Origin of the sequence: Accumulibacter sp., from assembly GCF_029255145.1 — a bacterium.
Taxonomy (GTDB): domain Bacteria; phylum Pseudomonadota; class Gammaproteobacteria; order Burkholderiales; family Rhodocyclaceae; genus Accumulibacter.
Genome location: NZ_JAPUVQ010000065.1, coordinates 1 through 10,805, shown reverse-complemented (window position 1 = coordinate 10,805; position 10,805 = coordinate 1). Strand labels below are relative to the sequence as shown.

At 62.4% G+C, this 10,805-nt stretch carries 9 protein-coding genes and 1 tRNA gene; 4 read left to right on the top strand and 6 right to left on the bottom strand.

What is annotated here, in order from left to right:
* Positions 1-65: 65 nt before the first annotated feature.
* The 6 genes from Q1L50_RS06870 to gltA all read right to left on the bottom strand — a co-directional run bounded on the left by Q1L50_RS06870 (position 66) and on the right by gltA (position 6,717).
* Positions 66-812 carry a hypothetical protein gene (locus Q1L50_RS06870; RefSeq protein WP_300337004.1) on the bottom strand — a complete coding sequence of 249 codons (747 nt, stop codon included), beginning with the start codon at positions 810-812 and terminating at the stop codon, positions 66-68.
* Between the two features lie 15 nt (positions 813-827).
* Positions 828-2,036, bottom strand: coding sequence for an integrase arm-type DNA-binding domain-containing protein (locus tag Q1L50_RS06865; RefSeq protein ID WP_366145221.1), 1,209 nt, complete (start codon positions 2,034-2,036; stop codon positions 828-830).
* Between the two features lie 225 nt (positions 2,037-2,261).
* Positions 2,262-2,336 (bottom strand) — tRNA-Val (locus Q1L50_RS06860).
* Positions 2,337-2,641: 305 nt separating this feature from the next.
* Positions 2,642-3,574 (bottom strand): alpha-E domain-containing protein, encoded by a 933-nt coding sequence (locus Q1L50_RS06855; RefSeq protein WP_300337000.1) that lies wholly within the window; start codon positions 3,572-3,574, stop codon positions 2,642-2,644.
* An 18-nt stretch (positions 3,575-3,592) separates the two neighbouring features.
* On the bottom strand, positions 3,593-5,008 hold the full coding sequence (locus Q1L50_RS06850) for a circularly permuted type 2 ATP-grasp protein (RefSeq protein ID WP_300336999.1): 1,416 nt from the start codon (positions 5,006-5,008) through the stop codon (positions 3,593-3,595).
* Between the two features lie 419 nt (positions 5,009-5,427).
* Entirely contained in the window at positions 5,428-6,717 is a 1,290-nt protein-coding gene (gene gltA, locus Q1L50_RS06845; protein WP_300336997.1) for a citrate synthase, read from the bottom strand.
* 3 nt (positions 6,718-6,720) lie between these two features.
* Here gltA and Q1L50_RS06840 point away from each other — a divergent pair, with 3 nt between their 5' ends.
* The 4 genes from Q1L50_RS06840 to Q1L50_RS06825 form a co-directional block, all read left to right on the top strand.
* Entirely contained in the window at positions 6,721-6,975 is a 255-nt protein-coding gene (locus tag Q1L50_RS06840) for a hypothetical protein (protein WP_300336996.1), read from the top strand.
* A 318-nt stretch (positions 6,976-7,293) separates the two neighbouring features.
* Positions 7,294-7,602, top strand: coding sequence for a hypothetical protein (locus Q1L50_RS06835; protein WP_300336994.1), 309 nt, complete (start codon positions 7,294-7,296; stop codon positions 7,600-7,602).
* A gap of 2 nt (positions 7,603-7,604) precedes the next feature.
* A complete protein-coding gene (locus Q1L50_RS06830) occupies positions 7,605-10,205 on the top strand; it encodes a [protein-PII] uridylyltransferase (protein WP_300336993.1) in 2,601 nt (866 codons plus the stop codon).
* 133 nt (positions 10,206-10,338) lie between these two features.
* The coding region (locus Q1L50_RS06825) for a transglutaminase N-terminal domain-containing protein (RefSeq protein WP_300336991.1) at positions 10,339-10,805 on the top strand (467 nt) is incomplete at its 3' end.

Genomic DNA, 10,805 nt, shown 5'->3' with positions numbered 1-10,805 from the left:
GACGGCTTCGAGAGAAACCTTGCTTTCAGCTACCGTGGCGACCCTCATCAGCAATACCTCCAACCTCATAATCTACTGAAAGTATCGCATACAACGGTATGAACAATAGAGAATATCGCCTTATCCTTTGCGAACTTCCGAATCCAGTCGTACACGGTTCTCTCGGCGTTTCCTTCTGCTAATTTGAATCCGACTGCACTTCCTCTTTCCAGCGCGACGGGGAGAAGCTTTTTTGAAGCTTCGCGCATGGACGGCCATGTCCCCTCGGAGTACAACTCGAGAACCCGTTCCTTCACTTTTTCCATTTTCGCATTACGGACTATCGCACCCTTTCGGCCGTTTTCTACCGGGTCAACAAGCAAGCCTTTTTCCCGCGCCTCAGATTCACCCGCCAACTGCGCCAAGGAAGTCTCGAATCGCGCGAGAATGTCAACTGAACATGTGTGGAAGTAGACCGCAGCTTCTATGTGGTCTAAGTCGAGGCGGCCAAGCGACGCGGCCAGATACCAAAGCGACAGCTCTAGCATGTCGGAAAGGGTGTTGAGAGCGTCACCAAGAGAGCCGTGTTCAGGCACAAGGCGAATCAGTTCGGCACCCTCTTTGAACTTGTTGCTGACCCGACTAGTGACGCCATCGATCGCCAGAAAGTCGCCCGGCCGGATTTTGAAGAATGGAAACACCGCCGAGAAACAGCTAGAGATATGCTCTTTCATCCCCTCCAAGGTGGCTTTGCAAGGGGTAGACATGCCGTATTCATCAATGATGAATACTCCCTCGCCGGGATGCTTTTCTCTGAACCATACTCTAGGCATGCGCTTGTCCTTTCATCAGGGAACCTGCTGACGCATTTTGTCGCACTCGTCCGCCCACCAGGTCATCAGCTTTCGCCGCTCTTCCAGGAAGTCGCCACGGTCATAGGCCAGCCGCACGGCGTCGCCGTGCTTGTGGGCGAGCTGAACTTCGACGACTTCCGCGCGAAACAGACCGGAACCATGCGCCATCGTCGAAAATGAGCTTCGGAAGCCATGCGCAGAATGATCGGTCTGCGTGTCGTAGCCCAGTCGCCGCAACGCGGCGTTTACGGTGTTCTCGCTCATGGGCCGGTCGTGGTTTTGCAGGCCGGGAAAGCAATACTTGCCGGAGCCGGTCAAGGGCTTCAACTCGGCCAGGATCGCGAGCGCCTGGTCGGACAAGGGCACCACATGCATGCGCCGTGCTTTCATCTTGCCAAAAGGGATGCGAATCAGCCTCTGATCTTCGCCCACCTCTGTCCACTCAAGCGCGCGCAGCTCGCCAGGTCGCAGCCCGAAGAGCGCCGATAGCTTGAGAGCGCAGCACGTCGAAAAAGCGCCTGAATAGGCCCACAGATCGCGCAGCAGGGCGCCAAACTTCTCCGGGTCAGTGATGGCTGCAAGGTGCGTTTGCTGCTTGCTTGGCAAAGCGCCCTTGAGGTCTACCGAGATGTCGCGATCGCATCGCCCGGTGACAATACCGTAGCGGAAAACCATACCGGCAGTCTGCCGGAGCCTGTGAGCGGTATCGAGCAATCCTCGATCCTTCACCCGCCGCAGGATCGCCAGCAGCTCGGGTGCGGTCACTTCGCCGATTATCCTGCCACCGATCCAGGGGAAGGCGTTCACCTCCAGGATGCGCAGGTTCTTCCAGCTGGAGTGCGCCGTCCAGGTCGGCGAGAATTCCTTGTGCCACTCGCGGGCGACGGCCTCGAAACTGTTCTGCGCACGGTGCACCGCGGTCAGCTTGGCAATCTTGCGGATCTCGCAGGGGTCCTCACCAGCTCGAATGCGTTCGCGTGCCTGGTTGCGTCCTTTGCGGGCGGCCGGTAGCGACACCTCCGGGAACGTACCAAGGGCAAGCGTCTTACGCTTCTCGGCAAAGCGGTAATCCATGCGCCAGTACTTGCCGCCCTTGCGGTCGACGAGCAAGTACATGCCATCGCCGTCGTAGAACTTCTTCAACGATTTTTCGCCAGACGTTGCCGTCTGCGCAGCTACCACCGTTAGCCTGTTTGTCGTCATGGCTCGCCCTGGTGCCGTGCGCCCGCCGGCGGTCGGCAGGTGTCAGCGGTTCGATCCCAGCGAAAACCGTCTACCGTCGACGGCCTGTTTCTGCCGTCAAGTATACCGACAAAGCAACGGTATTGCGATGATTCCATGTGGTGCGGCGTGATACAACAAAAAACCCTGAAAGCCTTGCGCTGTCAGGGTTCTAGGTGTTTGGTGGTGCGGCGTGATATTGCGGAATGGTGGGCGATAGTGGGATCGAACCACTGACTTCCACCGTGTGAAGGTGGCACTCTACCGCTGAGTTAATCGCCCAACCTTGTGCTTCCCGCAGCGCCGCCAGACCGTAGACATGGCCAGCCAGATCCGCCGGTGGCGATATCCATCGGGGGTCCCCGATGAACCGGTGCGAAGCACACCCGGGGCCGGCACCAAACCGGAAGCAGGCGGGATTAGACCATAACTCGGAAGGTCGGTCAATCCGCGCCTCCGCCCTGAGTCCACTGCCAATCCGACCGCCGACCACGGGTCGGCATGCGACCGGGCGCCGGCAGTCCCGACAACGCCACAGCCAACGCTGCCCTGCTCCAGCAGCGACGTCGCGCGGCACCACGGGCTGCTCAGGCCGGCACCAGGAAGTCCTGACTGATGCCTTCGCCGAGTTCGTAGATTCGATCCATGAAGTCGGTCAGGTACTCGTGCAACCCAACGGCAAAGACATCGTCGATACGGGCAAAATGCAAGCCCGCATGCAGCACGCCCGCCTGACGCTGAGTCTCGGCCGACGCGCTGTTGGCGACCAACTGCAGCATCCGGACGATGCCGTCGGCGCAGGCGTGCAGCGATCTCGGCAAGTCCCCGCGCAGGATCAGCAGTTCGGCAACGCGGCCCGGGGTGATGGCGTCGCGATAGACCTTGCGGTACACCTGGAACGCCGACAGCGAGCGCAGCAGCGCCCCCCAGCGATAGAAGTCGCTGGCGCCCTCGTCGCCATTGCGCAGAATGTGATACTGCATGTCGAGAATACGCGCCGTGTTGTCCGCGCGCTCGAGCAGTCCGCCGAGACGAATGAAATGCAGGGTGTCGTCCCGGAGCATGGTCCCGAAGGTCACTCCACGGATGACCGCCGAGCGCAGCTTGACCCAGTCAAAGAACTCGCTGACACCGCGCGCGACGATCTGCTCGAAGTCCTGCTGACGCAGTTCGATCCAGGTCGCGTTCACGCTTTCCCACATTTCGGCGGTCATCGCCCCGCGCACGGCATGCGCGTTTTCACGCGCGGCACGCACGCAACTGTAGATCGACGAGGGGTTGGCCGCGTCGGCCACCATGAAGCGCAGAACGTTCTCGACATTGACTTCGCGGTAAACCTCCGCGAACGCGGTCTCCAGACTGTTCAGAGCGAGGATCGCGCGCCAGTTCTCGTTCTGCGCGGCGACCGATTGCGGCACCATCGACATCTGGTAGGACACGTCCAGCAGGCGTGCCAGATTTTCCGTGCGCTCGGTGTAGCGCGCCATCCAGTAAAGGTGATCAGCTGTGCGGCTCAACATGTCTGCTCTCCGTGAGTCTCAGTTTTCCAACACCCAGGTGTCCTTGGTACCGCCACCCTGCGACGAGTTCACGACCAGCGAACCTTCGCGCAATGCCACCCGCGTCAGGCCACCGGGCACCATGCTGATGCTCTTGCCCGAGAGTACGAAGGGTCGCAGGTCGAGGTGGCGCGGCGCGACGCCCGAGTCGACGAAGGTCGGACAGTTGGACAGCGCCAGCGTCGGCTGCGCAATGTACTTTTCCGGGGCGGCCAGGATCCGGGCCCTGAAATCCTCGATCTCGGCGCTGGTGGATGCCGGCCCGACGAGCATGCCATAGCCACCGGCCCCGTGCACTTCCTTGACCACCAGTTCGGACAGATGCGCCAGGACGTACTTGAGATCGTCGGGCTTGCGCAGCATCCACGTCGGCACATTATGCAGCGTCGGCTCCTCGCCAAGATAGAAGCGGATCATCTCCGGCACATAGGGATAGATCGACTTGTCATCGGCCACACCGGCGCCGATCGCGTTGGCCAGCGTCACCTGGCCTGCCCGGTAGGCGGCGAGCAGGCCCGGGACGCCGAGCATCGATTCCTTGTTGAACGCCAGGGGATCGAGAAAGTCGTCATCGAGCCGGCGATAAATGACATCGACCCGCTGCGGCCCCTGCGTGGTACGCATGAATACGGTCTCGTTCTTGACGAACAGGTCTCGACCCTCGACCAGTTCGATCCCCATCTGCTGGGCCAGGAAAGTATGTTCGAAGTAAGCACTGTTATAGGCGCCGGGGGTCAACACCACCACCGTCGGGTCGACCACGCCGGTCGGCGCCACCGTCCGCAGGTTTTCGAGCAACATGTCAGGATAGTGCTGGACAGGCGCGATCAGGTGTCGTGAGAAAAGCTCGGGGAAGAGCCGCATCATCATCTTGCGGTCTTCCAGCAGGTAGGAGACTCCGGACGGTACACGCAGGTTGTCTTCCAGGACGTAGGTTTCGCCGGCTCCGGCGCGAACCAGATCGACGCCGGCAATATGAGCGTAAATGCCGGACGCCACGTCGACCCCAACCATCTCGCGCCGGAACTGCGCGTTGTTCAATACCTGCTCGGCGGGCATTCGACCGGCGCTGAGGATCTCTTGATCGTGGTAGATATCATGGAGAAATGCGTTGAGCGCTTTCACGCGCTGCCGCAACCCCGCCTCCAGCATCGCCCACTCCGCCGCCGGAACGATGCGCGGGATGATGTCGAAAGGAATCAGCCGCTCGGTACCGGACTTTTCCCCGTAGACGGCAAAGGTGATGCCAACGCGGTGAAATGCGGTGTCGGCCTCGGCCTGCTTGCGTACCCGTCGCTCAGGGGGCATCGCTGCCAGCCATTCGGCAAAGACCCGGTAGTGCGGACGCAGCGTCCCGTCCGCGTCGTACATCTCATTGTAGAAGTCTGCGTTCATGTGGCTCACCGCCAGTGTTGGATACCTAACGGTAAGCAGAAAGCATGCCAAATACCGAAAGCGGCGGAACAACACCCAGAGCGTGGCGACCGACCGGCCCGAATGCCAAGAGATGGTGCGCAGGAACCAGAGAGAGCACTCTGATGGTGCATGACCAGCGGTGTGGTTCGGTTGTCTCGCTGCCAGCTGGCTCCGAGCGAGCATTGGCCAGGATCGTCCGGCTGTCCCCGCCGGCGCCTGTGTCGGCCAGACGTCCACGCTAGACCGTCCGCCAGACAGCCCCCCAAGGCCTTGCGACCCTCGTGGAAGCCGGGATCAGGAACTGGCGAGCTGCCCGAAGGCTTGCACCCACAACATCAACGGGCACCGCCCAAGCGCGCCGGTAGTGGCGTCAGGCCGTGCTGGGAGCGGCTCCGCGGCTACGCCGGGGAAGGCACGTTACGCTTGGCCACGCCGGTGTACAGCTGCCGTGGCCGAGCGATCTTGTATTCCGGGTCCGCACGCATCTCTTCCCACTGCGCCATCCAGCCCGCCGTACGGGCCACTGCGACGATGCAGGCAAACATCGAAGCCGGGATGCCGAGCGCCTTCTGGAGAATCCCCGAGTAGAAATCGATGTTCGGATAAAGCTTGTTTTGGACAAAATAGGGATCTTCGAGCGCGATCTTGTCGAGCGCGATGGCCAGCTTGAACAGGCGATCATTTTCGAGGCCCAGTTCGGTCAACACGTCGGTACACAGTTTGCGCATCAGCTTGGCGCGCGGGTCGAAGTTCCGATAAACGTACAGGCCGAAGCCCGTCAACTTGAAGCGGTCACCCTCGACCCTGGAGCGGCTGATGATTTCCGCGACCCGCGAAACGTCGCCGACTTCGTCGAGCATCGCCAGGCACGCCTCGCTGGCGCCGCCGTGAACCGGCCCGGAAAGGCAGGCGATCGCCGCGGAGATGCAGGCAAAAGGATTGGCTCCGGACGATCCCGCCATCCGCACCGTTGACGTGGAAGCATCCTGCGCATGGTCGGCGTGCAGAGTCAGCAGCCGGTCAAAGGCGCGCTCCAGGACCGGATTTGGCCTGTACTCCTCAGCCGGAACCCCGAACATCATGTACAGGAAATTGGCCGCGTAGCTTAAGTCGGTGCGCGGGCTGACGGGGGGCTGACCCACGGTGTACTTGTAAGCCATCGCCGCCAGGGTCGGCATCTTGGCGATGATGCGATGGATGGTCAGGCTGCGCTGCTCGACATCCGAGAAATCCGCCGCTTCACGATGAAACGCCGAGAGCGCCCCGACGACGCCAACCATTACCGGCATCGGATGCGCATCGCGACGAAAACCCTGATAGAACTTGACCATCTGGTCATGCACCGGCGCGTTCTTCCGGATGGTCGACTCGAAGCCAGCCCTCTGGGCGGTAGTTGGTAGCTCACCATTCTTCAGCAGGTACGCCACCTCAAGAAAGTCGCAACGCTCGCTCAGCTGTCCGATCGGGTAGCCGCGATAAAGCAGCTCACCCCTGGCGCCATCAATGAAGGTGATGCTTGACTTGCAGCTGGCCGTCGACTCGAAACCCGCATCGTAGCCGAAGCGATCGGTATTGCCGCCCAGCGCGCGAATGTCCACGCAATCGTTGCCATGCGTCGGCGACAGGATCGGAAAGTGCACCGGGCTTTCTCCGGTAATGGTCAACGTCGCCTTGCGTTCGGTGCTCATCGCTTGATTCCCCTTCAGGTGCTCGACATCACGAAATGCTGGCAGAAGGCAGCCGTCGGCGAGGCTTCTGACCTCACTCTTGCCGACGGGCGGCATCGCTGCGCCTTCGACCCGCGCTCACTTTGCAAATTCCCGGCCAATCACTGCTTCGCCGCCGGCCATCTGGCGGTGACCCCGGAGTACGCTTCCGCACCCGACAAGGCGCGCGCCCCGTTTCGGGGTCTCGCGCGCCGCCGGCGCACCCACGTTGTGCGGTAAGCCGATCGAAGCGTACTTGAACTCCTGCCCCCAGACGGCCTTGGCCAACAAGTGTACCGCAGTTCCCGCCAGAAAACGCCCTCGAGCCAGCGATTCGGAGCGATCCACGGCGCCTGTACAGATCATCGACCCGCCGTTTTAGCAAGATTCATACCACGGACCAGGAACTCCTTGCACGGATCTTGCTTGAGGCTTGTCAACCGGCCCGCCTGCGGCGAACGCAACGCCTGCTCAGCGCGCGGCAGAACGCGCGGTGAGGCCGTGATCCCCCCTGGCGGGCCGCTTTGATCGGCGAAGGACAAGATGAAGACACCCATGATGCTCCCCTGGCTGGCACGTCGGGCGGGCTTGAGCGATCGCCAGACAGAGGCCCTGTGGCAGGCAGCATGCCACCGGGCGGCGTTGCTCAGCGGCGGGCATGACAGCTCGGCCTACTGGACTGCGGCCAAGGACATCCTGCTTAATTCGCTGGAGCACGAGCGCTGGCGCGTTCATCCGCCGCTGGCCTGGCCCTGGCTGTTGATGCGGGACTGCCTGGTGCGCGGCTCGGCCGTCGCGAAGCTTTACCTGTTGCCGCTCAAGGCTGCCATCGCTGGCTGGCAGGTCGGCGCGAACGTCGGCCGGTAGCGATGACGGTAGATGCCGAGGCCGGGAGTGCCCTGATTTCGTCCTTCAAGAGCCGACTGCAGGAAGGCCAAAGGGCGCTTTGCCAGCATTTTCTGGCCGATGGCGATGATCTCAGGCTGCTGCATGCGCGCTGCCAGCTGATCGACGACGTGCTCTGCGAGGTCTGGAGCGAGCTTGGCCTGCCGGCGTCGCTGGCGCTGCTGGCCGTCGGTGGTTACGGCCGCGGCGAGTTGTACCCCGCCTCCGACGTCGATCTGTTGATCCTGCTACCCGGGCAACCGGGCCGTGCGTTGACCGCCCAGCTCGAGCAACTGGTCTGCCTGCTCTGGGATATCGGGCTGGAAACAGGCCACAGCGTGCGCACCATCGACCAGTGCCTGGAACAGGCGGCCGGCAACATCACCGTCCAGACATCGATGATCGAAGCCCGCTTGCTGGCCGGCAGCGCGCCGCTCTTTGGACGATTCTCCTCGCGGATCAGGGCCGGCCTCGATGCCCAAGGCTTCTTCCAGACCAAACGAATCGAGCAGGAAGACCGCCATCAGCGTTTTGGCGAAACGCCTTACAGCCTGGAAGCGAACTGCAAGGAGGGGCCAGGCGGGCTGCGCGATCTGCAGCTGATCCTGTGGATCACGCAGGCCGCCGGCTACGGCAAGTGCTGGAAGGACCTCGCCCAGCGCGGCTTCATCACCAGCGGCGAGCAACAGCTTCTCGAAGCGTGCGAGGCCTTCCTGCGCCGCCTGCGCACGCGCCTGCACCTGCTCGCCGGGCGGCGCGAAGATCGCCTGCTCTTCGAGTACCAGACGGTGCTCGCCGAGCAACTCGGTTTCGCCGCCACCGAGGCGCGGCGATCCAGCGAGCTGCTGATGCAACAGTACTACCGCACCGCCAAGATGGTCATGCAGATCAGCACCATCTTGCTGCAGAACATCGGCGCGGCGCTCCTGCCTTCCCCGGACGAGGCACCACAACCGATCAACGAGCGCTTCCAGAAGACGCACGAGTTCCTCGACGTGGTGCATGAAAACGTCTTCGGCGAGACCCCGGAGGCCATCCTCGAGACCTTTCTGCTGCTTCAGCAGCACCCCGGCGTGCACGGTCTGACTGCCCGGGCGCAGCGTGCCCTGTGGCGCGCCAGAACGCTGATCGACGGCGACTTCCGCGACAATCCGGTCAACCGTACCCGTTTCGTGGAACTCTTCCAGCACGGGCAGCGGCTGACCGAGGTCTTTCGGCGGATGGACCAGCTGGGCGTTCTGGGTCGCTATCTGCCTGGTTTCGGACGCATCGTCGGACAGATGCAGCACGACCTGTTTCATGCCTACACCGTTGATCAGCATATCTTGCAGGTGATGCGCAAGCTCCGCCGGTTCACCGTCGAGGAATTCGCGCACGAATACCCGCTGTGCAGTCGCCTGATCAGCGACTTCGGCAACCCCTGGGTGCTGTATGTCGCGGCGCTCTTTCACGATATCGCCAAAGGGCGTGGCGGCGATCACTCCGAACTCGGCGCGATCGACGCCCGGCAGTTCTGCGAAGACCACGGTCTGGCCAGCGAGGACACCGAATTGGTGGTCTGGCTCGTTCGCCAGCACCTGCTGATGTCCCGCACCGCTCAAAAGCAGGATATCTCCGACCCCGGCGTGGTCAGCCGGTTCGCCGCCATCGTCGGCGACGAACGCCGTCTGGTCGGGCTGTACCTGCTGACCGTGGCCGACATCCGCGGGACCAGCCCGAAAGTCTGGAACGCGTGGAAGGGCCAGTTGCTGGAGCAACTGTTCACGGCTACCCGCCGAGTCCTGCTGTCGAACGAAGCGGCACCGATGGCCGAGGGCGTCATTGCCCAGCGGCAACACGAAGCCAGGCGACTGATGCGCTATCTGGCGCTGCCCGAGGCGGTTCACGAGAGCCTGTGGCAGGAAGTCGACACGGTCTATTTCCTGCGCCACTCCGCGGAGGAAATCGCCTGGCACGCGCTCGCCCTGCACGACCGCCGCGACGTCGGCAGGCCGCTGGTCAAGGCGAGACTCAGTCCGCACGGTGCAGGCGTCGAAGTGATGGTCTACACCCACGACGAGACAGACCTCTTCGTACGCATGGCGGGGTTTTTCAGCCGCGCCGGCTTCAGCATCGTCGACGCCAAGATCCACACCACGCGCGACGGCTACGCGCTCGACACGTTCATCGTGCTTGACGTGGCTGATCGCGGCGGCAGGCGCGAGATGATCAGCTACATCGAACACGAGCTGATCGAGCGTTTGTCCGGACACTCACCGCCCGACCTGCCGGCAACCGGACGCGTCTCACGGCAGGTCAGGCACTTTCCGCTGCAGCCGATGGTCAGCATCCAACCCGTGGTCAGCCTCGAACCCGACGAAACCGGAAAGTTGTTCGTGCTCACCGTCGTCGCTGCGGATCGCCCCGGCTTGCTGTTCACCATCGCCACGCAACTGGCCGCACATCGGGCCAATCTGCACACCGCCAAGATCACCACCCTTGGCGAACGCGTCGAAGACACCTTCGTGATCAGCGGCAGCGATCTCGAGGAAAGCGCCGGCCGCGTCAAACTGGAGACCGACTTGCTGAAGCAACTGCTACCCTGATGCAGGCGCTGCCCGCTACCGACGGCGACGCACGGCGGCCGGGCCACCTGCCGGCCCGGCTTGCGGACGCCGCGCTTCTTTCTGTAAAGCTTCTGCCACAAAAAACCTCTGCGCCTTTGCCCTGGAGTCAGCCGTGTCCATTCATGTTGCCCTCAATCACATCACGCACTATCGCTACGACCGCCCGATCAGCCTTTCGCCCCAGGTTGTCCGCTTGCGGCCGGCGCCGCATTCGCGTACCCCGATCCTCAGCTACTCGCTGAAGATCACGCCAGCGCAGCATTTCATCAACTGGCAGCAGGACCCGCAGGCGAACTATCTGGCACGCCTGGTGTTCCCCGACAAAACCGCCGAGTTCTGCGTTGAAGTCGACCTGGTGGCCGAAATGTCGGTGATCAATCCCTTCGATTTCTTCCCCGAGCCCTACGCGACGACATTTCCTTTCAGGTACGAGGCCTGGCAGCAGGAAGAACTCGAACCCTATCTCGCCCGCTTGCCGCTGACCCCGGCGCTGCAGCGCTTCCTGGCGACGATTCCGACCGAAGAACGCACCAGCGTAGACTTCCTGGTCGATCTCAACCAGCGCGTCCAGGCCAAGGT